The sequence below is a fragment of the Rouxiella sp. Mn2063 genome (genome assembly GCF_049319665.1).
In the GTDB taxonomy this organism is placed as follows: Bacteria; Pseudomonadota; Gammaproteobacteria; order Enterobacterales; family Enterobacteriaceae; genus JBMOUD01.
Genome location: NZ_JBMOUD010000001.1, coordinates 1 through 23,365 on the forward strand (window position 1 = coordinate 1; position 23,365 = coordinate 23,365).

Genomic DNA, 23,365 nt, shown 5'->3' on the forward strand with positions numbered 1-23,365 from the left:
CTTGTTCAGGAGAGCAGATTAACCCCTGGATCAGATTTCAACCGTTGGGGTGGATCACTTTTGCACCGTTGGTAACACACAGCAAACAAAATCGGACGACTGGCTAACAAGCACAACTTAAAGACTGAGCAGTACGGAAAGTTCTTCCTGGACAAGTCGAAGCACTCAGACAAGCAGGTGGGGGCATTCCGATATAACGCTAATGGCGTGGAAGCATTGCGCCATCTTCTGCAAGGTTCTGACGCCGCTTAACCCTGACCACGCAAATCCCAACCCGCTTAGGCGGGTTTTTGCGTTGCCTTTCTCGGCTAACACGCTAGGATTACTCCGAACTTTTATCTATGGGGATATGAATGTGAAGAAGATTGTTTATGTTGGGTTTTTTTCGTTAGTTGCAATTGCAGTGCTGGCATCTATTTTTTCAGTATCTAACGATGAAGCAAAAATGGCTTCGATGGCCAGTATTTGCAGTGACATAACAAAAAAAAGTGTGAAATCCCCAAATTCATACAAATTGAAATCATTATCAGCAGTTTTAATAAAAATGACGCAGGAGCAAAAAGACGGGGTTCTTAAATCAGAGCGTTATGAAGATATAAAGAACTTAATTGAAAGAGATAATGCTTCAATGATGGCCGGGAAAGCTTTTATAGATTTTGAGGCTAGCAATTCGCTAGGTGTTTCATTGAAAGGGTTTTCGATGTGCGAATATACGGTGCTGGGTGACTCATGGATTCCGGTTGATTCAGTGACTATAGATGACAAATTACTTCCCACATCGGATGTTTTGATTGCTTCATCTGGGGAAAAGGTTGGCTCTGGCTTTTTGTGGAAGGCTAGGTATTTGCTTTATAAGGCGACTGGAAAGATTTAAACATCATAATTCAATAGTTTTTAATTCCATAGTCACACCCGCTTCGGCGGGTTTTTTATTGACCGGAGAAAGATAAATGTCAGTTCAAGACGGCGGAAAGCTAACGTACGAAGTGGAAATTGAAACAGCCAAGTTGCTTACAGGAAGTAGAAAGGCATCCGTTGTCTTGGAGCAGATGAGGAAAACAGCTCAAAGTGCTAGCGGTGGATTTGATTCGTTGGATTCATCTGGCAGAAAGGCATCTGGCTCCCTAAACGGTGTTGCTGGCGGTGCAAAAAGCGCTAGCGACTCAATGAGCGTGGCTGGTCGCGGTGCTGATGCTTTAGGTGGTGGGTTCACAAAATTATCAAGCTTGGTTAAAGGTTATATAACAATTCAGGCGGCGTTGAAGTTAATTGAAATCGCCGACGACATGACCATGCTTCAAGCTCGAGTTACCAGACTTAGCGCTAGCTTTGCTGAGGCAAAAGAGACAATGGCATCATTATCTGCCATTGCCGCGAACACCGGCAGCAGTCTTGCAGGAACAGAGAAGCTATGGGAGACGCTCACTTCAAGCTTAAAGGAAGCTGGCGCAACCAATAGCCAAGTATTAATGCTCACCGACACATTACAAAAAATAGGTGTTGTAGGTGGATCATCTGCCGAAGAAATGGCTAATGCGCTACGCCAGTTCGGTCAATCAATATCAGGCGGCATTGTTCGAGCGGAGGAATTCAACTCTATTTTAGAGCAGATGCCAGAGCTAGCAAGACAGATTGCAGCAGGTCTTGGTATCTCAATTGGTGACTTGCGCAAGAAAATGTTGGAAGGGAAGCTAACTGCTGAAGATGCTCTGAATGCAATACAGAAGCGGGCTGGGGATGTAAACACCGAATTCGATAAGATGCCCGTAACTGTAGACAGGGCAAAAAATAGCCTTGATATTGCATTCAAGAACATGATTAGTGATCTTAATACGTCTATACAGCTAACCCAGACCCTGGCTGGATTGATGCAATCTGTATCTAATAATCTTAACTTCTACAATAAAAACGCTGGTGATGCGGCTAGGATGCCAAAGCTTGTTGATCTGCAAAAGCAGTACAATGATGCTCTAAAAGAAGGCCAGCAATGGTATGAGTCTGACAATGTTTATCAGCAAAGACGGGGGCAAGCCGCTTTTGAGCTGAAGCGTGTAGAGCAAGAAATTGCATCAATACGTGCGAAATCAGCTAAAAACGCAGAAGATGCATCTAAGCCAATCCAGATTAAATCATCTACCTCTGATCCCAAAAAAGACAAACTAATCGAGCAATCAAAGAGAAGGGTGGAGCTTTCAAAGCTCGAAGGAGAGGCTAGAGCTAGGCTGCAAGCTCAATACGATGCTGAGGACGCGGGATTCAACAAAGAAGACCCGGTGGTTAAAACCCTTCAGGATAGGTATGCGGAATACGAGAGGAACACTAAAGGTCAAAAAGCTAGTAATGCAGAAAGCAAGAAATCAGATGCTCAAGCGGAGGCAATAAATCAGAAACTTGAGAATTATCGGCAGGAGTCAGAGTTAGCCGCTGATTCTATAAAAAACCTCACTAGAGAGCAGCAGTTACTAAAGGCCGCGCAATCTTTGGGTTCTGCAGCAACGGATGAGCAACGCAAAAAAGCAATGGAGTATAAGGCGGCGGCGCTTGATGCGGCTGATGCTGCAAAAGGCGTTGCGGAGGCCATGAAGCTGATACCGGAGGCTGCTGAGAACAAATCTTACTCCGAGTCCATGAAATCCCTCGATGCTGCATTGAAAGCGGGGCTGATTAAAAAAGAGCAGTATGACGCAGCAGCAGAAAATGCCGAGCAAGAGCACCAGGCCAACTTAGCCAAGATAAGAGCAGATTCCGCAGTAAGCCCTAAGCAGCAATCAGCGGGCCTTGTTGACCCAGTCCAACAACTAGCTAATGAGAACGCGCAGAAATTAGCGCTAATCAAGCAATTTGAAGCTGATAAGACAATAACTGAGCAGCAAGGAATTGCGCTTAGAAATGCCGCAAATCGTCAGTTTGAGCAGCAGCGAGTTGAGGCTCAGTATGAACTTTGGCGACAGCAAAGTATCGGCAATGAAGTTGCTGCCGCAGCCTTTGATAGCTTTGCTGGCAACGTATCGAACTCGTTAACCGGCATCATAACGGGGAGTATGAGCGCTAGCGATGCGATGCGATCCCTTGGGGCGACAGTGTTAAACAGCGTGATTAACTCATTCGTTCAAATGGGTATCGAGCAAGCAAAAGCTGCAATATTTGGAGCTACAGTTCAGCAAACACAAATCGCAGCAACTACGGCCGTTCAGACAGCAGCGGTAGGGACTCAACTTGCCGTTACGACAAGTGCAGCCGCGGCAACTACGGCTGCATGGACTCCAGCTGCAATCATGGCATCTATTGCTTCAATGGGTACGGCCGCAAAAATTGGGCTTGCTGCTGTTGCAGTTCTTGGGGTTGGCGCTTTGGCTGGTAAGCGTAAAAATGGCGGCCCTGTATCGGCTGACTCACTTTACGAATTCGGAGAAGGAAACCTACCTGAGGTTCTTCAAATGGGTGGGAAAAGCTACATGCTTCCTGGGAACAATGGGCGTGTATTCAGCAATGATGATGTGACTGGTTCGCCTGTGATACCCAAGGCCAGCACCGGCAAGCAGTACATGGTACCCGGAGATAACGGCAAGGTGATAAGTAATAAGGATATGCAAGCTGGAGGCGGTGGAAGCCCAACGATTATTGTGCATAATTACTCTTCATCCGCCGGAGTTCAGGATTACCAGATGTCAAAAGATTCAAATGGTAATGATGTGTTAGAGTTGGCTATTGCTGATATAAATAACGGCGGAAGACTTAGCCAAGCCATCTCTAACAACCACCAAGCGCCAAGGAGAGCTAGGGGATCATGAATATCGAGCCAGGAAAAACCGGAACAATGAAAGTTGAAAATGGTCGATTGATTAGATACAGCCAAAACAAGCCAGTTACTTATCAGTTTTTCACGAGAGATGGATCGACAATTGAAGTGGATCTTCCTGCTGGAGTGGAAATTAGAGTGATTAGTAACGGTGACATCTCAAATATCAATATAAGCGTTTTCGAATCCCCTTCTGGCCCAACTGAAATAGTTAAAGGTTAACCCGCTTCGGCGGGTTTTTTATTGCAGGAGAAAAAATGGCAATACCATACCCAGAATGGCTGCCGTTAGCGCAGAAGGCAAAGACGCCGACAACTGACACCGGTTTTCGTGTCGATAATCCGCAAGTGGGAGCGCCGATATTTCAGCGTTTAACCGACGATCTGAAAACGGCATTCTCGCTACAGTGGATTTTCAAGGCTGATGAGCATCGCGCTTTCATGCAGTGGCTGCGGAGCCCTAACTACCTTGATAACTGCAATCAGTGGTTCACGATGCCAGTGGGAACAGGTACTGGCGATACGGGAGTGGAGGTGCAGGAGTTACACTTCCTCGCCTTTCCTTCGTGGTCTCAATCCGGTTCGGTTTTCACATGGAGCGGAGATGTTATCTGCAGTAAGTTGAATAACTCAGACGACGAGTTCGACGATATCCTTGTAGAGCTTCCTAAGCCTTGGAGTAGCTGGCTGGATATCATCGCCACCGGGTATCCAGATAACCGCGACCCCGAGTCTCTGCCAAGGGTGTCATAATGCCAACATACAGAGAATTTAAGGCTCAGCGGCCTAATCGCATCTTGTACGAAACTGTGGAATTCTCTCACCCGTCCTTCGGAAGCGTGAAGCTCGTGCGTGATCAGATATTCCCCAAGCAGCTCGGTGGCGCTGAGTACCAGCCTTGCCGGTTTGAGCTGACGGAGAGTCAGCAGAGCAACACGCCGGTAATCGACAGCACGCTGAAGTTCAGCCAGCTGGCTACCGACTTTAAGCAGAAGCTGAAGCTGTGGCGTGGTAACGCTCGTATCCAGCCGATTGTCTGCACAATCAGGCGCTTTGACTCTATCAACCCCTGGATGGCTATTGCCTCCTGGTCACTCTATGTAAGTGACTGCAACATGGACGGTACAGACGTTAGCGTTGGCCTTTCAATGACAAATCCACTCAACAGAAACATCGGCCGGCTGTATGACCCGGCAGACTGGCCAGGCCTCGTAAACGGGTAAATTCCATGCAAAAAACTGAATTCATTCAACGGATGCTCGGCGTTCCGTGGGTTAACCGCGCCTGCAGTTTTGATGCTGTCGACTGCTGGGGGCTGTGCGTCCTGTACTACCGGCACGTTCTCGGCATTGAATTGCACCACTCACCGGGTTACGAGGCTGGAAGCGACTTTCTGACCTGTTATCAGGATGAAGTCGTTTTCTGGAAGGTGTCAGAAATCCCGGTAGAGGGAGGGATTTTCGTCGGGTATATCGGCGACAGGGCTGAGCATGTCGGCGTGATAGTCGATGGCGCAGCGCTGCACAGCCGCGGAGATGGCGGGTCGGTCAGGCATGACCGGTTGCGAGTTATTGAACGGATGTTCACACGAATTGAGTATTTAACCTATGCCGATAATCGAAATACAGCATGTTCCGGGCAGCCCTAAAGAGCGCGTAATTGTGCCTGCAGGCATGAGCTTTTATCAGTGGCTGTGCGGTCGCAACTTCTTTAGCGACATTGAGATTGTTGTGAACGGCAAGCCGCTTGATGAAAGTGGTGAGCTTGATTTTCCGCTCACCGAGATGCACAGCATCCAGATATTCTCTCAGCCGAAAGGGGTGATCGGGAAAGTATTGAGCCCGGCCTTTAAGCTTGTCCAGAAAGTCTTTGGCTTCCTGATGCCGAAGCAGAAGTTCACCGCTGCAGACACTAACGCCAAAGAATCCCCAAACAATAAGCTGACTGGGCAAACAAATGTCGCTCGAACTTATCAGGCCAGGCCCGATGTTTACGGACAGGTTCGGTCTTACCCTGATCTTATTCAAGAGTCGATGTTTGAGTACACTGACAACTTGAAATACGTCACTGAATGGATGAACTTCGGTATCGGGGTTTATAACGTCGAGAGTGTTCGTTATTCACAATCAAGTCTCGGCTCGCTAGCCGGTGCTAGCTATGAAATATTCCAGCCAGGACAGAATATCCCGATCATCTATGAAGGTTTCTCTTTCGATGATGTTGACGGGCAAGAATTACCCGGCCCAAACGAAAGCGATGATTTACCAATTGAAACCGCCACCGCGAATACCGTTGCGGCTGGCGAATATGCGGGCGGCCAGATTAGTGTAAAAATAGTAAAGCAGGCTGAGTTCGATTATTTCTACGGACTCACTCGCCCACACCCCGTGAGCTTTATTATAAATGTTACTTACGATACAGCCAGTGGGCAAGTAACCAGAGATGTGATGATTGACGCGGATCTTTTTGATGCAGAGATAACTAGCGACGGGTCGGTAATTGCTCCGCAAAGCTATTACATTTTTTATTTTAATAATATATCAGGCTCAGATGCCTCAAATATCCCACAATCAGCAATTTTCAACACTGATAAATTCATTCTGAATGATAATCAAGGTGTGACTATTGGCCCTGTATTTTCACCAATCCCTGGAGAACAATTATGGGTTCATCTTAACGCGCAGCTTGGCGAGGGGAATTGGGCATCAACGAAGATTGATATTTGGAAGATTGATGATGAAAACAATCAAATTCCAGGGACGAGGGAGGAGTTTTCAGCAGAGTTCTCGACAGCAGGCAGAACAGATAACTATTATCTGACAAAAAAAATAAACCCATCGGCCGGCTATGGCCGGTATGCGCTTCAGTTCACCAGGCGAGAAAATAGCAACGATCAGAGTGTATTGAAACTTGAGGCCGTTCACTCTGTCAGGGTCAGAACAAATGAAGTTCACGCTGACGATACGCTGGTTCGAGTAACCGTCCGTGCAACGGAGCAGGCTACCAGCGTTCGTGAGCGCAAATATAACGCGCTTATTACCCGGCACACGATAAGTTATGACATGGCGACGCGGAAGGTTGACTACACACTCAGGCCTTCTCGGTCATTCGCTGACGCAGTAGCACATACGTGGTTAGTTATGGGAGAGCAGCCGGAAAGCTCAATAGACCTTTACGAGCTTTACCGCATTGGTCAGAACATCACAGCAGAACTAGGCTATTTCGACTACACGTTTGACGATGAGGATATTTCTCTGGGCTCACGCATGGAGACGATTTGCAACGTTGCCCGGGTAAGCGCTTTTTGGGAATTTGGCGTGCTGACGTTCAGTCGGGATGAGCGGCGAAGCAGCCCGGCAACCATCTTCAACCGCGCAAATATGGTTGCAGAAGATTTTCGCCTGACTTATGACATGCGCATGCCGGGGCAGTATGACGGCGTTGAAGTTGAGTATGTTAGCCCAGCGACTAATAAGAAGTCGTACATTCGATACCGACTTACTGATGCTGGAATCGTTGAGCAGGAAGCTCAGACACCGATGAAAATATCACTCCTGGGTTGCCGTAACGAAACTCAGGCTCGCGACAGGGCAATACTGGAGGCTAGGCGACTGCTTTACTCTCGCATGAGAATGGCTTGTAAGGTATTAGCTGATGGCGAGTATGTTTCACCAGGCGACATGATTCAGGTCGCTGACACGTACGACACTAATCAGCAGGCTGGCTACATCACCAACCGAACAGGAAACGACTTCGATACAAGCGAGCGAATAAACTGGCTGGGGGAAATGTGGGTTACGGTTACGGACTCTATTGGCAACCCAACGTCGCGGGTAAGAGCATCTCAGCGGTCGGACACCGCCTTCGGCTTCACCGCAACTGTACCAAATGTTCCGCTTAACATCTTTGATGGCTACGACGTCCAGTCGCCATCTCGATACGTGATAGCCACTCAGGAAGAGATGGACTCTACGCTATGGACTATCTCTGAGAAGAAACCAAACTCAGACGGCACAACCTCTCTGACCCTCGCTGAATATAGCGATCTGATTTACCCTTAAACTTTTATTTATTACCAACCCTACCCGGCCATTGTGCCGGGTTTTTTATTGGAAAAAATATGGCGACTATACCTACAAATAACCCTGTACCAAGTGAATCACCTCGCGACCTTAAATTTAATTCCGGAAAAATAGATGAATTTGTCACGTCGAGAAATCTTAGTTATGCAGATAGATTTGGTGGGCTGCATCACACAATTGAAGGTATAAATTATTTGGCGAAGGATGCCATATCGAAATTCGGATATATCACCATTGACTCATTTCAGATTGGCGCTCAAATAACACTACCAAACCAGGCGCTCAGAGATACAACGACGGGTGAATATTATCGATGGGATGGTCAAATTCCAAAAATTGTTCCGCCAAATTCTACTCCAGAAAATAGCGGTGGAATTGGCATCGGAAAATGGTTAAGTGTCGGAGATGCAACTTTAAGAGGTAACTTATCAAGTTATGACGCTGGAAAGGGAGATTCCATGATTGCTGTGCAGCAATCATTTTCCGGGGCTGGGAAACAAACTGCTCATAGTAAGTTCGCCCAAACTTGTCACATAGATGATTTTAGAGATCCGTTGATTTCTGATGACACTCTGCTTCAGCGAGCAATTTCAGGAACTCCAGATGGTTGGGTTCTCAAGCTTGGGGTAGGCCCTTACAAGGCGGGGTTTACAACATCAAGAAGTAATATATCAATAGTCGGGTGCGGAGTTCCGGGAATAAATAGTGACAGAACTGAATTAATTAAGAATAGCGGAACGATAATTCAGAGGAAAATTGCATTTACCGGATCAAATATAACCATTGAATCACTTGGGGTAGACAACGGTAATAAAGTCGTTGGGGATAACGGGGGGAAAATTGATGATGCGCTTGTAGTTAGCAATGTTGGTGTTTCAACAGTTCCAAATTCAAATAATCACATTTATAAAGTAATAACTCTTGCATATCTCGGAAACTCAACCGCGCACTCTTGCCTGCTTGAAAATTTCCAACGAGGCTCCGTGATCGATGTAAAGGCATATGGTGGGTTTGTTGGTGTTGTTTGTAAATTACAGGACTGCGAAATAGATCGAGTTTCAGGGTACAGAAATACCCAGTCAGCAGTGCAGTTTAAGTCAAACTCATACGCGCAGTTTGCAAGAAACAAGGTCGGATTTGTTTATGCCGATGACGAAGGGCTTGCAGTTAAAAACTCAGTTGGCATATTTATTTATGCTGAAGACTCACAGTTGCAGAGGCTATCTGGAGGTAATTTTTATTCAAAAGGATTTGATACTGGATTTGGAATCCTTCAATCACCAGGAACTGTTATAAATGACATAAACATCGACACAGTTCTCATAGAAAGACCTGCCAACATTGGATTTACATGCTACGGCGCAATCATTAATACATCGATAGGCACTATCGTTTCTTCCGATGCGACAACAGGCAAGGCTGTTCATGTTCACGAAGATTGCCTCGGAATTAATATTACATCAATACAGGCGGCATCGGTTTCTGGGGTCAATTCAGATGAGAGTATTTACCTTGGAGGTGTATTTTCTGTTGGATGCATATCAACGAATGAGGCATACATTCCTGGGAAGCCCGCTGGAATTAAAGTTGTCCCAACACCAGCAGCTACGACGGCTTGGTGGATCGGAGGCTACATTGGCCGACTACTGATGAATTCTACTTCAATGAGAAATGGATGGGCTTCAGCTAGGAATACCAGCTCATCTATACGCTTGAGCGGAGATTATGCAGTAATTAACGCGCATCTAACGGTGCCAAGCCAAAGGCAGGGGGCTGAGCTTTTCATGCAAGCAAATGAAGGCCTGCGGCCATTGGCTGGGGTGTTCTTTCCATGCCTGGGTTTTGTATCACCCACTGATGCACCAATCTCTGTGCTCGGTGCTGTTAATGCTGCTGGAGCCGTCTATTTTCCGTACTTAAGCGATCAGAAGCAATTTCCAGCTTCAATAAAAGAAGTATCTATAAATGCAAGCTGGTTGATAAGGTAGTAAAAAGCGCCACGGATGGCGCTTTTCAAAATAATGTTATGCGTCTTTTATTATGCCTTGATTCACTATGATTTTTCCTTGTAAATCATTATTTTTTTCTCCTTTATTATTCTTTGCTATTTTTCTTCTTATTGATTCAATTGGTTTATCAATGAAATGAAAAAGCATCACGGAAATAGAAAGCGTCACAATAAGTGATGCGGCCCCTCTATCAATTCCGTCTCTTGTGAAATAATAAACAAGAGCAATTGCTAGCATGTGACTTATATAAATTGGGTATGACAGCTGGCCTATGTAATTGTCAATTTTGCTGTTTTTTGTTATTTCAAACAAAAGTGGTGAGCTTATCGCTACGCAAGCGTAGAAAGCCCAGCTTGAATATGAATCAATATTTCCAGATATGCTCCAGAAATATTCATTGAAAAGCATAAGTATTAATGATGCCAATGACGCCCATCTAATCATTGTAATCAAACCAATTCCTTTTATTTTTAATTTAAAATCCTTTGTTCTGTATGAAATAACACCAAGAATAAAGAAAACAAAATCAGATGGGAAGAAAAAATATCTCCACGGGGTTAATGGTATATTATTCATTTCCATTGCAATTCTGATGGCTAGTCCTGCTACCGCCATGATTGCTATATATTTTATTTTTTTTGTTACGATAAAAGGTGCTAATAAATAAAAGTACAATTCAAGACTAAGACTCCATACCGGGCCTATCACATAGGACCAATTTGATTCATTAGAAAATGGTATAATTTCAGCGCCAAGATAAAATAAGTTGCAAAAATAAGCCACTATCGTCATGAAAACAGTCTGGTTTGGGTCATTGAAAACCAAGAATGATTTGGTTCCTGTTGCCATGTAGAATATAAAATACAAAGCTATCAAAACGAAGTTAACTGGATAGAGCCTTAAAAGTCTGTTTGATATAAATTTAATTTTCCCATTTTCTAATTTGCTGTATTTTTCATTTATAACCATAGACATATAAAATCCAGATATTATGAAAAAAGCAAATACTGCATGCCCAGACCAAGGATATATATGCGTATTTTCCCTTGATATGATTGAATTCCAAACAACCCCATGCGTTGAGAAAATCTCCCTTGCGTGCGCTATCAAAACTGATATGGCCAAGAAAGCTCTTAGAAAGCCCATGCTAACCCCAATTAGAATTTATATAGGAAAATTACTGAATTTGTATGATTTTTTTCGTGCGCGATTCTATCACCTAACTTAACAGTCACAAACAAAGATTTTAGGTTAAATCCTATTCATGTCTCTTTGGTGTGGTGATAAGTGAACGAAATTTATACTGAAAGCTTTCGACGGGATTGGGGGGTTCATTTTAAACTGATGTGAAGAGTAGCTTTGTTCTCGAACGGGATAAAGCTGCTCTTTTTGTTTGTGCGCGATGTCTCGCAATTACTGCGCATCAATCCAATCTGCCCACCATTGCATCATTTCCTTTCTCTTATCGATGTACTGAGCGTGATTGTATATACCGCGAATTGAGTTTTTATCTGAGTGCGCCAATTGCCGCTCTATAGCGTCATGAGGCCACTCATTTTCATTAAGCGTTGTGCTGAATTGATGCCTGAATCCGTGGCCGCTTGCCAGCCCTTCGTACCCTATTTGACGAATAACAAGCAATACTGCATTTTCACTGATAGGTTTCTTTTTATCAGTGCGGCCGGGGAAAACGAAATCAGAAACTGACTGGGTTATGGGTCTAAGTTTTTGCAGTAAATCAAATACCTGTTTTGACATCGGTACTATGTGAGTTCTTCTTGTTTTCATTACTTCTGCGTCAATAGATATAATCCTTGTTTCGAAATCGACGTTTGACCATTGCATGGACCTAAGCTCTTTTGTTCTGAGAGCGGTGTATTGCAAAACCTGCGTTGCAATCAGAGAAACTATGCTGCCAGAGAATGCCCTAAGCGCTTTGTTGAATTCTGGGATCTGGTCTGCTGGAAGAAACGGGAAGTTCTTTTTTCTATACCCAGTCATTGCATCTGCAAGATCTGGAGCTGGGTTGTATTTCGCCCTTCCAGTAACGATAGCGTACCTAAACACCTCGCCACATCTCCGCCTGGCCTTATTTGCTCTCTCCATGGCCCCTCGTTCTTCGAACCTTCTAATGACATATAAAAGATGCATTGGCTCTATTTCTGTCATTTTTTTACTTCCAAGATATGGAAGTATGTCATCACTGAACATTCTTGAAAGCTCTAAAGCATACCCCTCAGACCATACCTTTCTTTTGTTGCTGTACCACTCGTTATATATAGATTCAAAATCATCGGCCACGCTTGGTTTTTTTGACTTTGACGGATCAACTCCTTCAGATAGGTTCCTTCTGGCTTCATACGCTTTATCTCTAGCTTCTTGCAGGGTCATGTATGGGTATTTACCCACGGTTAAAATCTTTTCTTTGCCCGCTAGTTTATATCTAAGTTGCCAAACTTTTTTACCGGAAGGGGGGACGTAAAGATACAGGCCATTTGAATCAAGCAGGCGATACGGCTTCTCTTTTGGCTTTGCTGCGTCTATTTGCTTGATTGTTAGCATGGGTAAAATTCCGGTGGGTAAATTTATTTACCCGTTTTTTACCCGCTAACACATGCGGCTGTCAACGAACCATTGCGAACTATGGCGAACTGGCAGCAAAGATGAATTCAGGAGTGACGTGGGTTTTGCGAACTAGGAAGAACTGAGGTGAACTGTGAAATGGTGTCCCCTACAGGAATCGAACCTGTAACTAGCCCTTAGGAGGGGCTTGTTATATCCGTTTAACTAAGGAGACACGGCGCCAGTCTTTGGCGAGGCGCTAGTATACTCGTTTTTGTCTGAAAAATAAGGCGTTGTTTGTCTGTTCGCTCAATCCTTGTGCATTTCTCTCTGTTATTGCTTATATCCTCTCGGCGCGACACGCTGATTGCTCTGGCTGCGTGCAGCGCTGGGCTTATGATATGATGCGCGCTTTCATGCTCTAAGGAACTGCCCATGTTTGCAGCGCTTAACCTCAGTTGTGTTCGTGATGAGCGCACGCTGTTTAGTGGCTTAAGCTTTACCATTGAACCAGGCGAGATTGTGCAGATTGAAGGCCAGAATGGTGCCGGTAAAACCAGTTTGCTGCGTATTTTAGCCGGGCTGTCGGTTCCTGAATCTGGTGAAGTGCAATGGCTTGGAGAGAGCATTCGCCGTCAGCGCGAGCAATTTCATCAGCAATTGCTGTTTCTCGGGCACCTTCCCGGTATCAAATCTGTGCTCACTGCCTATGAAAATCTGGTGTTTTATCAGCCAGTAAATGGAACGGTAGGGCAGGAGGCGATTTATCAGGCGTTGGAACAGGTCGGGTTGCTAGGGTATGAAGATGTCGCGGTAGCGCAGCTTTCCGCCGGGCAGCAGCGTCGCGTGGCGCTGGCGCGTTTGTGGTTAAGTGCGGCACCTTTATGGATACTTGATGAGCCGTTGACTGCCATTGATAAGCAAGGCGTGGTGACGCTAATGAATCTGTTTGAGCAGCATGCGCAGCAAGGCGGAATGGTGTTGTTGACGACGCATCAGGATTTGCCCGCCGAGAATCGTGTGGTGCGTAAAATTCGTTTGACCAGTACAGAGTTGGCATGATGTTTATAAAAGTATTGCGCCGTGAGCTAAAAATTGCCTTTCGCAAAAGTGCTGAAATTATTAACCCGCTGTGGTTTTTTATTATCGTTATCACTCTGTTCCCGCTCGGGCTTGGCCCGGAACCTAAACTGTTGGCACGTATTGCACCGGGGATTGTTTGGGTGGCGGCTTTGCTCTCATCACTATTATCGCTAGAGCGTTTATTCCGTGATGATTATCTTGATGGCTCGCTTGAGCAATTGCTGTTGCTGCCAGCTCCGCTTACCTTAACGGTATTGGCGAAGGTATGTGCGCATTGGGTGGTGACAGGATTACCTTTATTGATTATTTCCCCTTTGGTGGCGCTGCTGCTGTCGCTCGATTTCGACACCTGGAAGGCGGTAGCCTTGACTCTGTTGCTCGGCACACCGACGTTAAGTTTTATCGGGGCGATTGGTGTCGCACTAATTGTCGGGTTGCGCAAAGGCGGCGTGCTATTGAGTCTGCTAGTCTTACCCCTATATATTCCGGTGTTAATATTTTCCACCGGTGCTATTGATGCGGCATCAATGGCGATGCCGATTTCCGGGTATTTAGCTATTTTAGGTGCAATGCTCGCAGGCAGCGCCACCTTGGCCCCTTTCGCTACGGCAGCCGCACTGCGCATCAGCGTGAATTAACCTTTGAGCATATTGCAGATATTTCAAAATTTTAAGAAAAGTCGAGCCAGTTAACTTCAGGTTACAAAAGGCCGCTAAAACCGCAATCTTTGACTAGCATCACAATTCTTGATCATGAACAATAGGGATTGGCCGATAAAAAGTAGGGTTGCTGTCCATCGGCAGGCTACACCAATATAACTATATAAACGGCATGTCGGCAGCCATAATTTTAATGTGAGCAACTTTAGTATGTGGAAATGGTTACACCAACTTGCAAGGCCAGAGCGGCTTTATCACGTCTGTGGTTATTTTATTCCCTGGCTTGGTCTCGCTGGCGCAGCTTGTTTACTCATCGGCTGGGTTTGGGGCTTTGGCTTCGCGCCGCCTGATTATCAGCAGGGCGAAAGCTACCGCATTATGTACATTCATGTTCCTGCGGCTATGTGGTCGATGGGAATTTATAGCGTAATGGCGGTCGCGGCGTTTATCGGTCTGGTCTGGCAGATGAAGATGTCGGAGTTAGCGATGGCGGCGATGGCGCCTGTGGGCGCAGTCTTTACTTTTATTGCACTGGTCACAGGTTCCGCTTGGGGTAAACCGATGTGGGGAACCTGGTGGGTGTGGGATGCCAGACTAACCTCTGAACTGGTGTTGCTGTTTCTGTATCTAGGTGTTATCGCGTTATACAACTCATTTGACGATCGCCGTACCGCCGGGCGTGCAGCGGGTATTCTGGTGTTGGTTGGCGTAGTGAATATTCCAATCATTCATTACTCGGTCCAGTGGTGGAATACCTTGCACCAAGGTTCTACCGATATGGGGAAAACCATCGACCCGAGCATGCGCTATCCGCTCTTTTGGTCAATCTTCGGTTACCTATTCTTCTTTATTACTCTCACATTGATGCGTTTACGTAATCTCATCCTCAACCAAGAGCGTTTACGTCCTTGGGTTGCCGGATTGCTCAATAAGGGGCGTCGCGGATGAATGCTGCATTTTCCAGCTGGCAGGCTTTCTTTGCTATGGGCGGCTATGCCTTTTATGTGTGGCTATCAGTGGCGGCCACTTTACTGTCGCTGTTGGGCTTAGTGATACATACCTTCTGGCAACGTCGCGAGTTACTGGCGGATATTCGCCGTCGTCAATCTCGTGAGAAACGTATTATGCAGTCAAAAAAGCAGGCTGCGGCTGCAGGAGAATCTACCGATGCTCCGTCAACATCGGGTCATTCTCCGGAGACTTTATCTTGAATCCTCGTCGTAAAAATCGCATGTATTTAGCGCTGGTTGTGCTGATTGGCCTTGGTTTGGCGGTCAGCCTCGTGCTGTATGCATTGCGCTCAAATATTGATTTGTTCTATACCCCGTCTGAAATCCTCAACGGCAAAGGCGAAAACCATGAGATGCCGTTTGTCGGTCAGCGTCTGCGTATTGGCGGGATGGTGATGCCAGGTTCGGTGGTGCGCGATCCTAAAACGCTCGAAGTGCATTTTAAGATCTACGATGCCCGTGGCGCGATCCCTGTGGTCTATGTTGGCATCCTGCCGGACCTCTTCCGCGAAGGGCAGGGCGTAGTCGCGCAAGGTGTGATGGAAAAAAACAATGTGGTTATGGCCAAGCAAGTATTGGCGAAACATGATGAAAAATATGTTCCACCGGAAGTTGAAGATGCCATGAAAGATAATCATCAAAATACTGCCCCGGCCGACGTTTCTGCGCAATCAGCTGCACAATCTATGCAACCGGCTTCGCAAGCTATGCAACCAGCTTCGCAAACCCTGCGGCCTGCTATGCCAGCCATGCAACAAGGACAGACTCAGCCATGATCCCTGAAATCGGTACCTTTTTACTTTGTCTGGCGCTGGGAATTTCAGTGTTGCTTAGTATTTACCCTATGTGGGGGGCGGCACGCCAGGATAGCCGCATGATGGCGATGGCGCGTCCATTGTCTTATGGCATGTTCGCCTGTATTGCTTTGGCCTTCCTGATTTTAGTCCACGCGTTTGTCGTTAACGATTTTACCGTGGCTTATGTTGCCAATAACTCAAACACGCATCTGCCGGTCTATTATCGCGCAGCGGCCACTTGGGGGGCACACGAAGGATCACTGCTGCTGTGGGTATTACTGCTTAGCGCCTGGACTTTTGCGGTGGCGTTATGCAGCCGTCGGATGCCAGATGATGCTATCGCTCGCGTGTTGGCGGTGTTGGGGTTAATTACTACCGGCTTCTTGCTGTTTATTTTGCTCACCTCTAACCCGTTCCTGCGCACTTTGCCGAACTTCCCGGTAGATGGCAGCGATCTTAATCCGGTATTGCAAGACCCTGGCTTGATTTTCCACCCGCCGATTCTGTATATGGGTTATGTCGGATTCTCTGTTGCCTTTGCTTTTGCCATTGCCTCATTAATGGCCGGACGTTTGGATACCGCTTGGGCGCGTTGGTCGCGCCCGTGGACATTAGCCGCTTGGGTTTTCCTCACCATCGGTATTGTGCTCGGTTCGGCATGGGCTTATTACGAGCTTGGCTGGGGCGGTTGGTGGTTCTGGGACCCGGTAGAAAACGCCTCGTTTATGCCTTGGCTGGCGGGGACGGCGTTGATTCACTCGCTGTCAGTGACAGAAAAGCGCGGGACCTTCAAAGCCTGGACGGTATTGCTGGCGATCACCTGTTTCTCTCTGTGCCTGCTGGGGACTTTCCTGGTGCGTTCCGGCGTTTTAGTCTCGGTGCACTCTTTCGCCTCTGACCCGGCGCGCGGCATGTTTATTCTGGCCTTCCTGGTGATTGTTATTGGTAGCTCGCTGCTGCTTTACGCTATCAAAGGAAATTCGGTGCGTGCGCCAAGCCGCCATGAGCCTTTTTCTCGCGAAAGCTTCCTGTTGGGCAACAACGTATTGTTGATTGCCGCCATGTTAGTGGTGTTACTCGGAACGCTGTTGCCGCTGATCCACAAACAGCTTGGGTTAGGCAGCATCTCTATCGGCGAGCCGTTCTTTAATACTATGTTTACCTGGCTGATGGCACCGATGGCGCTATTGCTGGGTATTGGTCCGTTAGTGCGCTGGCGTCGCGATGAGCCAAGCAAACTTTGGCGTCGTTTGGGCGTTGGATTAGTCGTCACTTTAGCGCTGTCTATTCTGTTGCCTTGGTGGCTACAGGATAAGATTGTAGCAATGACCGTGGTCGGCATGTTGATGTCGGTGTGGGTGATTTTACTCACGCTGATGGAGCTGCATGAACGTGCGACTCATCGTCACAGTTTCTGGCGCGGTTTAACGCATTTATCGCGCAGCCATTGGGGAATGGTACTAGGGCATTTGGGTGTTGCAGTAACTGTTATTGGTATCGCGTTTAGCCAGAATTATAGCGTCGAGCGTGACGTGCGGATGAAAACTGGTGATACGGTTGATATTCACGACTACCATTTTGAATTCCTGAATCTACGCGATATTACCGGTCCAAACTACACCGGTGGTGAAGCCAATATTAAAGTGACACGTCACGGCGAATTAGTGACGGTGCTGCATGCGGAAAAACGTTTCTATAGCGTCGCGCAAACGATGATGACTGAAGCGGCAATCAACGGAAACCTCGCTCGTGATCTCTACGCCGCGCTGGGTGAAGAAATGAACGATGGCTCTTGGGCCGTGCGCCTATATTATAAACCTTTTGTGCGTTGGATATGGTTAGGGGGCATCTTTATGGCCGTAGGCGGCGTACTCTGCATCCTCGATCCGCGCTACCGTATGACCAAAAAGCTCAAACGTGAGGGGAAATCGGAGGCAGAACAAGCATGAGTCGCAAGATATTATTTATCCCTCTGTTTCTGTTTTTAGCCTTAGCGGCGGCGTTTTTAGTGCAATTGACGCGTAATGCCAATGGCGATGATCCGACATTGCTTGAGTCAGCGCTGCTGGGGAAGCCGGTTCCGGTATTTAAGCTGGAATCTCTGTTTGAGCCGGGCAAAACTTATGAGCAGAACATTTTTCATAGCGGTAAGCCTATTTTACTCAACGTGTGGGCGACCTGGTGCCCAACTTGCCGTGCCGAACATGAGTATCTTAATACCTTGGCAGTAAAAGGCGTGCACGTTATCGGCCTCAATTATAAAGATGACCGTAATAAAGCAGTGAACTGGCTGAATACGTTAGGAAATCCTTATGCTATCAGCCTGTATGACGGGGATGGCATGATGGGCTTAGATCTCGGCGTTTATGGCGCACCGGAGACGTTCCTGATTGATGGTAATGGGATTATTCGCTACCGCCACGCGGGAGATCTCAATGAGCAAGTGTGGCAGAAAGAAGTTAAGCCGCTGTATGTTAAATACGGAGGCCAGCCATGAGAGCTTTTGCCCTATTTTTGGGGGTGATGCTGAGCTTTAGCGTATGGGCGACCATCGATGCTTATCAATTCAAATCGCCCGAACAGGAGCAGCAATACCGCTATTTGACCGAGCGGTTGCGCTGTCCCAAGTGCCAAAATACTAATATTGCTGCGTCAGATTCAATTATTGCCGCTGATATGCGTACTAAGGTGTATCAGTTGCTTGGTGAGGGGAAAACCAGTCAGCAGATCATGGATTACATGATTGCTCGCTATGGTAATTTTGTGACCTATGAACCACCGGTGACACCCTCTACGTTGATTTTGTGGGTAGGGCCGGCACTGTTTGTGATAGTCGGAGCGTTGGTGATTATCTTGCGCGCGCGTCGGCGTCACCCTGGTGACGAAAGCCGTGGGGAAGAGATGACGCCTGCCGAAAAGCAGCGTTTAGCACAGTTGCTCAGCGATGCTGCTGACAGGAAAGAATCATGATTGCTTTGGGTGTTGTCATTATTGTGCTGTTGGTTATCGCCTGCGCACTATTTGTTGTACCGGTGTTGCGTCACGATAGTCGTGTGCAGGGAACCTCACGCGATAGCTTAAACAAGGCTTTTTATCATCACCGTTTATCGGAGTTGGAAGAAGACGAACAGCAGGGCGTTGTTGCCGGGCGTTCGCAATTTATTCAGGAGCTGCAAGAGAATCTGCTGACTGATATCCCAACGCAACAAGCTGCGGCGAGTCGGCCAATAGGGCGTTGGACGCTGATCCCTGGCGTTGTGCTGCTGGTGGTGATTTCTGTCGGTTTCTATCTATATGCGGGTGGATTGGTGCAGATCATCAAATGGCAGCAGGTGATAGATCGCATGCCTGCGCTGTTGAAAAACCTTAATGATGAGCACGCGCCACAGCTCAATATTACGGACGTGCAGGATCTCGGCTTGGGGCTGCGTACTGAATTACAACAAGACCCATTAAATGTTAAGAAATGGGAGATGTTAGGGCGAGTAGGCATCGCTTTGAACAATTCGAGTACGGCAACACAAGCTTTTGCCAAAGCTTACGAGCTTGAGCCGAATAACATGGACGTCAAACTCGGCTATGCTGATGTGCTAACACGCTCGAACAACCCGCAAGATAATGTTGTTGGCGGTGATATATTGAAAAGTATGCTCGAGAACAAGCAAGGTGACTTACGTGTGCTCAGCCTGCTGGCTTACAATGAATCAGAGCAAGGCCATTACGCGCAGGCGATTGGCGCCTGGCAGACCATTTTGAAGATTTTGCCAGCGGGTGACCAGCGCGCGGAAATGGTTAAGGCTAATATTGAACAGGCTAAAGCTAAGTCTGGGCAAGATGTGGCAAAACTTAGTGTAAATGTTACTCTTTCTGCCCTTGCTGCTCAGCAGTTACCTCAGCAAGGAATGGTATTTATCTCTGTGACTGATGGCAGTAATCCTGTCCCCGTTGCGGTCAAAAAATTACCTTTGAGCCGCTTCCCATTATCGGTCACTGTCGATGATACTAATGCAATGATGCCCGAAAGATTGCTTTCTTCATTGCATCAGTTAAAAGTACGTGTGCGTATTTCACAGAATGGTTTGGCTAACCCAGTTGCTGGTGACTGGTTTGGCGACAGTCCTCTGATCGATTTTTCCTCAGGCGGTCAGGTTAACATTGAGATTAATAAGCAGATACCTTAAAAGGTAGCGAAGAAAAATAGGGAGATCATTATGGACTATCGCCTTACTGGGTTGGCGTTAGCGACAGTATTTTTGGCAGGCTGCGCAGGGAATAGCGTTAATAAAGATGATCAACAGGCGCACAGCGATCCGTTGCAAGGTTTCAACCGCAGCATGTTCAGTTTTAACTATGACGTGCTTGATCCGTATGTATTGCGCCCAGTTGCAGTGGGTTGGCGTGATTATGTGCCAAAACCGGCACGTAATGGCCTGACTAACTTCTTTGATAACTGGAGTGAGCCTGCTTCAATGGTTAACTACCTGTTTGAAGGCAAGCCTCGCGAAGCGGCTATCCGTTTTAACCGTTTCTTCCTTAACACTTTGTTAGGGATGGGCGGTTTGATTGACGTGGCTTCAATGGCTAACCCGCAGTTGGCGAAGGAGCAACCGCGTCGTTTCGGTAGTACTTTGGCGCACTATGATGTGGGTTATGGTACTTACGTTATGCTGCCGGCGTATGGCAACTTTACCCCGCGTGAAGATTTAGGCGGCGCTGTCGATATGGCCTATTCACCAATGACCTATGTCACGCCGTGGTTCTCCGTCGGTAAGTGGGTATTAGAAGGCATTGAAACACGTGCTCAGTTGCTTGATTCAGATGGCTTGCTGAAAAACTCATCCGATCCTTATGAGTTTGTTCGTGCTGCTTACTATCAGCATCACGATTTCCTGGCGAGCGAAGGCAAACTTATTCCGCAAGAAAACCCGAACGCCGCGCTTATCCAAGGCGATTTGCAGAGCATCGACTCAGCAAACTAAGGTTCACGTTCGTGATTGTTTGCCATCAAATACAAAAGCCCCGTAAGGGGCTTTTGTATTAATGTTCACCGAGCATGGGTGAGCAATGGGAGCTTAAGCTCGTTAGAATGCGTAGTTGAAGTTCATACCATAAAGCATCGCGGTACCCTTGGCATCAAATTCATAGGTAGGTCCGCCAGGTGCTGATTGCTCACTGATATGTACTTTTTTGCCGTGCATGTAAGATACGCCTACATCAACGGATGCATCTTTATTGAATGCATAAGTTGTACCGGCACTTACCCAGAAGCGGTCTTGGTCAGGAATGGAGATTGAGCGGTTTTGCGCAGGAACCGGGCTATCATCGAAGGCGACACCGGTACGGAATGTCCAGTTGTCATCGTAATAATAGGTCGTACCAAGCGCGAGGCGATAAGCGTCTTTATAACCTTCGTGTTTTTCAAACAGCGTTTGACCGTTATTGCCAGTAGCTTTCAACTCTTGGAATTGGCTCCAACTGGTATAGGTCATGCTGTAATGCACCGCCCATTTAGGCGCAACGCGGTTATAACCAGACACTTCCCACATCTCAGGCAGGTTCAAAGTCAGAGCACCTGGAATAGTGCTGCCACCAGTACCACCCAATTGAACTGGGAGATCATTATGGTAATCGCCTTTAAAGTCGATATCGACTTTGGAGCGATAGGTAAAGCCATAACGGTTATTTTCGTCTACTTGATACAGAATACCGGCATTCCAGCCATAGCCCCATTTATCTCCTTTCAAATAGGCAACTTCAGTATCCGCTGGCAATGCGCCGCGACTTTGTAATTGTAGCAACTCACCGCCGGTACGCGTGATTTTGGCTCTGGCGTAAACGGCATCAAAACCTACGCCGAAGCTGAAGTGTTCATTAAACTTATAGGCGGTACTTAAATTGAAGTTAGCAGTCATCAGGTCGGTTTTACCCGCCAGCGTACCTGCGGTATAACCATCATTAAACTCAGTTGCCAGACCATAGTTAGAGGTCACTGAGGTACCCACAGACCATTGGTCATCCAATGGCATAATGAAATGTAAGTTAGGTATCCACTGCGTTGGCGCAATATTATTGGCATTGGTGCTATGACCGGTTACCGGTGATTTGCCAGTAATATCAACATCTGGATTAACAAAAATAGCGCCAGCGGAGAATGAAGGGCGATCAAACATACTCATGGTCGCCGGGTTGCGACTGCCCGATGCGGCAGAGTCCGCTATCGCACCTTCACCTGAAAACGAACGGCCGAGACCGGCAGCAGTATATTCGTTTAATTGAAAGCCAGCCGCATAAAGATTAGAAGAAACAAGGGCCACTGCTACTGCCAAAGCTGATTTTTTTAACAGGTTTTTCTGGTTCATAACCAAAACCTCATATTATGTTTTATCAAACAATGTTACATGCCGTAACAATGAGCGCGGGATTGTAGGGTCCGATAGTGATCTGACAAATCAGACCAGTGAGCGAAGTATAGGTCCGACCTGTACACATGTTGCAACATTGTCTAATCAATATTTCTGATTTGATGCTGAAAATTAGATCTCCTTAACAAAAAATATACATTTTCATTCTTAAAAATGGGTGATAAGAAATTTTTTAGCGGAATTAAGAATTTATTTGGGGAGACTCTGTGATTTGCATCAATAGAAGGATGATAAAAGTGCTGGCAGCCTATTTGGCTAGGGTAAAATACTGACAGAAATATCTTTCATCATTGACTAAGGCTAGGTGGGAAACCATCACATGGCCGGGAGAGGAAGCATGTCTGAGCTCACGAAAACCGCAACACCTGTTCATGCCATTAATCAGTGCAGCGCACAGGAAACGGCGGCTTGCTGCTGTGTTGATGTGGGAACCATTATGGATAATACCGATTGCACCGCCTCTTACAGCCAGGTTTTCAATACGATTGAGGATGCTGAAAAAATGCTGCGGGTGCTGACAGATAAAGCCCGCGCGGTGGAATCTGAACCTTGTTCCATTGCTGCTAGTACTAAACCTGTCGGTGATGGTGTTGAACTCAACATTGATTTCACTTTCTGCTGCCAGGCAGAAACCATGATCTTCCAACTCGGTCTGCGTTAATAAAAATAACCCGCTGTTTCAAACCTGAGAAACGGCGGGATGCTTATTCCGTTATTATTGTATTTATTTTCTTACCTCTCTTCGACTCAGCGCTATTTCCCGTTTATCCCACCTGAAAATTTGCTGTTGCTCGCACTTCGGTATTCTACACTTTGCTAAATGTCAGCAGATGGCTAACACTCATTCATCAGGTCAGACCTGTTAGCGTTTCTTAAATATAAGAATATTTGTATAGCTAATGTTATCTCCAAAGTTATTGGCGGTGTGTCAAAGCGGCTAACG

At 46.7% G+C, this 23,365-nt stretch carries 21 protein-coding genes, 1 tRNA gene and 1 pseudogene; 19 read left to right on the forward strand and 4 right to left on the reverse strand.

Translation table 11 applies throughout. From position 1 onward, the window contains the following. The first annotated feature begins 355 nt into the window (after positions 1 to 355). The 8 genes from ACL9RG_RS00005 to ACL9RG_RS00040 all read left to right on the forward strand — a co-directional run bounded on the left by ACL9RG_RS00005 (position 356) and on the right by ACL9RG_RS00040 (position 9,868). Positions 356 to 874: a hypothetical protein gene (locus ACL9RG_RS00005; RefSeq protein WP_422790520.1), complete on the forward strand. Its 519-nt coding sequence runs from the start codon at positions 356 to 358 to the stop codon at positions 872 to 874. Between the two features lie 76 nt (positions 875 to 950). Continuing rightward, positions 951 to 3,791: a tape measure protein gene (locus ACL9RG_RS00010; protein WP_422790521.1), complete on the forward strand. Its 2,841-nt coding sequence runs from the start codon at positions 951 to 953 to the stop codon at positions 3,789 to 3,791. Continuing rightward, positions 3,788 to 4,021: a hypothetical protein gene (locus ACL9RG_RS00015; protein WP_422790522.1), complete on the forward strand. Its 234-nt coding sequence runs from the start codon at positions 3,788 to 3,790 to the stop codon at positions 4,019 to 4,021. The genes ACL9RG_RS00010 and ACL9RG_RS00015 overlap by 4 nt, the downstream gene beginning before the upstream one ends. 35 nt (positions 4,022 to 4,056) lie before the next feature. Beyond that, a complete protein-coding gene (locus ACL9RG_RS00020) occupies positions 4,057 to 4,551 on the forward strand; it encodes a hypothetical protein (RefSeq protein ID WP_422790523.1) in 495 nt (164 codons plus the stop codon). Further along, on the forward strand, positions 4,551 to 5,021 hold the full coding sequence (locus tag ACL9RG_RS00025) for a DUF1833 family protein (protein WP_422790524.1): 471 nt from the start codon (positions 4,551 to 4,553) through the stop codon (positions 5,019 to 5,021). The genes ACL9RG_RS00020 and ACL9RG_RS00025 overlap by 1 nt, the downstream gene beginning before the upstream one ends. Positions 5,022 to 5,026: 5 nt before the next feature. Then, a complete protein-coding gene (locus tag ACL9RG_RS00030; RefSeq protein ID WP_422790525.1) occupies positions 5,027 to 5,446 on the forward strand; it encodes an NlpC/P60 family protein in 420 nt (139 codons plus the stop codon). Then, positions 5,406 to 7,859: a host specificity factor TipJ family phage tail protein gene (locus tag ACL9RG_RS00035; RefSeq protein ID WP_422790526.1), complete on the forward strand. Its 2,454-nt coding sequence runs from the start codon at positions 5,406 to 5,408 to the stop codon at positions 7,857 to 7,859. Before ACL9RG_RS00030 ends, ACL9RG_RS00035 begins: the two co-directional genes overlap by 41 nt. 59 nt (positions 7,860 to 7,918) lie before the next feature. After that, positions 7,919 to 9,868 carry a hypothetical protein gene (locus ACL9RG_RS00040; RefSeq protein WP_422790527.1) on the forward strand — a complete coding sequence of 650 codons (1,950 nt, stop codon included), beginning with the start codon at positions 7,919 to 7,921 and terminating at the stop codon, positions 9,866 to 9,868. Between the two features lie 36 nt (positions 9,869 to 9,904). On the opposite strand, the gene ACL9RG_RS00045 is transcribed toward ACL9RG_RS00040, so the two are convergent. The 3 genes from ACL9RG_RS00045 to ACL9RG_RS00055 all read right to left on the reverse strand — a co-directional run bounded on the left by ACL9RG_RS00045 (position 9,905) and on the right by ACL9RG_RS00055 (position 12,686). Further along, positions 9,905 to 11,035, reverse strand: a complete 1,131-nt coding sequence (locus tag ACL9RG_RS00045) for an acyltransferase family protein (protein WP_422790528.1) — start codon at positions 11,033 to 11,035, stop codon at positions 9,905 to 9,907. 267 nt (positions 11,036 to 11,302) lie between these two features. After that, positions 11,303 to 12,451, reverse strand: coding sequence for a tyrosine-type recombinase/integrase (locus tag ACL9RG_RS00050; protein WP_422790529.1), 1,149 nt, complete (start codon positions 12,449 to 12,451; stop codon positions 11,303 to 11,305). Positions 12,452 to 12,611: 160 nt separating this feature from the next. After that, positions 12,612 to 12,686: transfer RNA gene (locus tag ACL9RG_RS00055), tRNA-Arg, on the reverse strand. 200 nt (positions 12,687 to 12,886) lie between these two features. On the opposite strand from ACL9RG_RS00055, the gene ccmA reads away from it, so the two are divergent. From ccmA to mlaA, 10 genes and pseudogenes are all read left to right on the forward strand, one after another. Then, entirely contained in the window at positions 12,887 to 13,513 is a 627-nt protein-coding gene (gene ccmA, locus ACL9RG_RS00060; protein WP_422790530.1) for a cytochrome c biogenesis heme-transporting ATPase CcmA, read from the forward strand. Next, the gene (gene ccmB, locus ACL9RG_RS00065) at positions 13,513 to 14,172 is read left to right on the forward strand and encodes a heme exporter protein CcmB (RefSeq protein ID WP_422791147.1); all 660 of its coding nucleotides are present in this window, start codon (positions 13,513 to 13,515) and stop codon (positions 14,170 to 14,172) included. The genes ccmA and ccmB overlap by 1 nt, the downstream gene beginning before the upstream one ends. A 231-nt stretch (positions 14,173 to 14,403) precedes the next feature. Then, positions 14,404 to 15,141, forward strand: coding sequence for a heme ABC transporter permease (locus tag ACL9RG_RS00070; protein WP_422790531.1), 738 nt, complete (start codon positions 14,404 to 14,406; stop codon positions 15,139 to 15,141). Further along, positions 15,138 to 15,404, forward strand: coding sequence for a heme exporter protein CcmD (ccmD, locus tag ACL9RG_RS00075; RefSeq protein ID WP_422790532.1), 267 nt, complete (start codon positions 15,138 to 15,140; stop codon positions 15,402 to 15,404). The genes ACL9RG_RS00070 and ccmD overlap by 4 nt, the downstream gene beginning before the upstream one ends. Next, positions 15,401 to 15,877 (forward strand): annotated as a pseudogene (gene ccmE, locus ACL9RG_RS00080) (cytochrome c maturation protein CcmE); the annotation flags it as partial. The gene ccmD and the pseudogene ccmE, both read left to right, overlap by 4 nt. Before the next feature lie 98 nt (positions 15,878 to 15,975). Continuing rightward, positions 15,976 to 17,949: a heme lyase CcmF/NrfE family subunit gene (locus ACL9RG_RS00085; protein ID WP_422790533.1), complete on the forward strand. Its 1,974-nt coding sequence runs from the start codon at positions 15,976 to 15,978 to the stop codon at positions 17,947 to 17,949. Beyond that, positions 17,946 to 18,497, forward strand: a complete 552-nt coding sequence (locus tag ACL9RG_RS00090) for a DsbE family thiol:disulfide interchange protein (protein WP_422790534.1) — start codon at positions 17,946 to 17,948, stop codon at positions 18,495 to 18,497. Before ACL9RG_RS00085 ends, ACL9RG_RS00090 begins: the two co-directional genes overlap by 4 nt. Beyond that, a complete protein-coding gene (locus tag ACL9RG_RS00095; protein WP_422790535.1) occupies positions 18,494 to 18,970 on the forward strand; it encodes a cytochrome c-type biogenesis protein in 477 nt (158 codons plus the stop codon). Before ACL9RG_RS00090 ends, ACL9RG_RS00095 begins: the two co-directional genes overlap by 4 nt. Further along, entirely contained in the window at positions 18,967 to 20,181 is a 1,215-nt protein-coding gene (ccmI, locus tag ACL9RG_RS00100; RefSeq protein ID WP_422790536.1) for a c-type cytochrome biogenesis protein CcmI, read from the forward strand. Before ACL9RG_RS00095 ends, ccmI begins: the two co-directional genes overlap by 4 nt. A 30-nt stretch (positions 20,182 to 20,211) precedes the next feature. Further along, positions 20,212 to 20,979, forward strand: coding sequence for a phospholipid-binding lipoprotein MlaA (gene mlaA / locus ACL9RG_RS00105; RefSeq protein WP_422790537.1), 768 nt, complete (start codon positions 20,212 to 20,214; stop codon positions 20,977 to 20,979). A 102-nt stretch (positions 20,980 to 21,081) separates the two neighbouring features. Here mlaA and fadL read toward each other — a convergent pair whose 3' ends face one another. Further along, on the reverse strand, positions 21,082 to 22,359 hold the full coding sequence (gene fadL / locus ACL9RG_RS00110) for a long-chain fatty acid transporter FadL (protein WP_422790538.1): 1,278 nt from the start codon (positions 22,357 to 22,359) through the stop codon (positions 21,082 to 21,084). Between the two features lie 400 nt (positions 22,360 to 22,759). On the opposite strand from fadL, the gene ACL9RG_RS00115 reads away from it, so the two are divergent. Continuing rightward, a complete protein-coding gene (locus tag ACL9RG_RS00115) occupies positions 22,760 to 23,083 on the forward strand; it encodes a YfcZ/YiiS family protein (RefSeq protein ID WP_422790539.1) in 324 nt (107 codons plus the stop codon). Positions 23,084 to 23,365 lie beyond the last annotated feature (282 nt).

Coding starts and splice junctions, on each gene's coding strand:
- ACL9RG_RS00010 (WP_422790521.1), top strand. CDS start 951: ATGTCAGTTCAAGACGGCGGAAAGCTAACGTACGAAGTGGAAATTGAA.
- ACL9RG_RS00015 (WP_422790522.1), top strand. CDS start 3,788: ATGAATATCGAGCCAGGAAAAACCGGAACAATGAAAGTTGAAAATGGT.
- ACL9RG_RS00020 (WP_422790523.1), top strand. CDS start 4,057: ATGGCAATACCATACCCAGAATGGCTGCCGTTAGCGCAGAAGGCAAAG.
- ACL9RG_RS00025 (WP_422790524.1), top strand. CDS start 4,551: ATGCCAACATACAGAGAATTTAAGGCTCAGCGGCCTAATCGCATCTTG.
- ACL9RG_RS00030 (WP_422790525.1), top strand. CDS start 5,027: ATGCAAAAAACTGAATTCATTCAACGGATGCTCGGCGTTCCGTGGGTT.
- ACL9RG_RS00035 (WP_422790526.1), top strand. CDS start 5,406: ATGCCGATAATCGAAATACAGCATGTTCCGGGCAGCCCTAAAGAGCGC.
- ACL9RG_RS00040 (WP_422790527.1), top strand. CDS start 7,919: ATGGCGACTATACCTACAAATAACCCTGTACCAAGTGAATCACCTCGC.
- ACL9RG_RS00045 (WP_422790528.1), bottom strand. CDS start 11,035: ATGGGCTTTCTAAGAGCTTTCTTGGCCATATCAGTTTTGATAGCGCAC.
- ACL9RG_RS00050 (WP_422790529.1), bottom strand. CDS start 12,451: ATGCTAACAATCAAGCAAATAGACGCAGCAAAGCCAAAAGAGAAGCCG.
- ccmA (WP_422790530.1), top strand. CDS start 12,887: ATGTTTGCAGCGCTTAACCTCAGTTGTGTTCGTGATGAGCGCACGCTG.
- ccmB (WP_422791147.1), top strand. CDS start 13,513: ATGTTTATAAAAGTATTGCGCCGTGAGCTAAAAATTGCCTTTCGCAAA.
- ACL9RG_RS00070 (WP_422790531.1), top strand. CDS start 14,404: ATGTGGAAATGGTTACACCAACTTGCAAGGCCAGAGCGGCTTTATCAC.
- ccmD (WP_422790532.1), top strand. CDS start 15,138: ATGAATGCTGCATTTTCCAGCTGGCAGGCTTTCTTTGCTATGGGCGGC.
- ACL9RG_RS00085 (WP_422790533.1), top strand. CDS start 15,976: ATGATCCCTGAAATCGGTACCTTTTTACTTTGTCTGGCGCTGGGAATT.
- ACL9RG_RS00090 (WP_422790534.1), top strand. CDS start 17,946: ATGAGTCGCAAGATATTATTTATCCCTCTGTTTCTGTTTTTAGCCTTA.
- ACL9RG_RS00095 (WP_422790535.1), top strand. CDS start 18,494: ATGAGAGCTTTTGCCCTATTTTTGGGGGTGATGCTGAGCTTTAGCGTA.
- ccmI (WP_422790536.1), top strand. CDS start 18,967: ATGATTGCTTTGGGTGTTGTCATTATTGTGCTGTTGGTTATCGCCTGC.
- mlaA (WP_422790537.1), top strand. CDS start 20,212: ATGGACTATCGCCTTACTGGGTTGGCGTTAGCGACAGTATTTTTGGCA.
- fadL (WP_422790538.1), bottom strand. CDS start 22,359: ATGAACCAGAAAAACCTGTTAAAAAAATCAGCTTTGGCAGTAGCAGTG.
- ACL9RG_RS00115 (WP_422790539.1), top strand. CDS start 22,760: ATGTCTGAGCTCACGAAAACCGCAACACCTGTTCATGCCATTAATCAG.